Genomic DNA, 239 nt, shown 5'->3' on the forward strand with positions numbered 1-239 from the left:
CAATGGGGCAGAAATCCCCCGGGAAATGCGCTATATGTAGACACACAAAGGGATAGGACCAATGCGCATCGAGCGTCGTTTCACCAAGCAAGGGCAGTCGGCTTATGCGGAGATCGAATTCCGCAAGGCGCTTTCGGAGATCAAGAATCCGGATGGCTCGGTGGTGTTCCGCTTGGACAACATCGATGTGCCGGCGCAGTTCAGCCAGGTTGCCGCCGACATCCTGGCGCAGAAATACT

At 56.1% G+C, this 239-nt stretch carries 1 protein-coding gene; it reads left to right on the top strand.

Going from position 1 to position 239, the window contains the following annotated elements:
* Window positions 1-61 precede the first annotated feature (61 nt).
* On the top strand, window positions 62-239 hold a 178-nt coding region (locus AC0L2O_RS37455; protein WP_473373280.1), incomplete at its 3' end, for a hypothetical protein.

The organism is Bradyrhizobium sp. Kon10, from assembly GCF_055807395.1.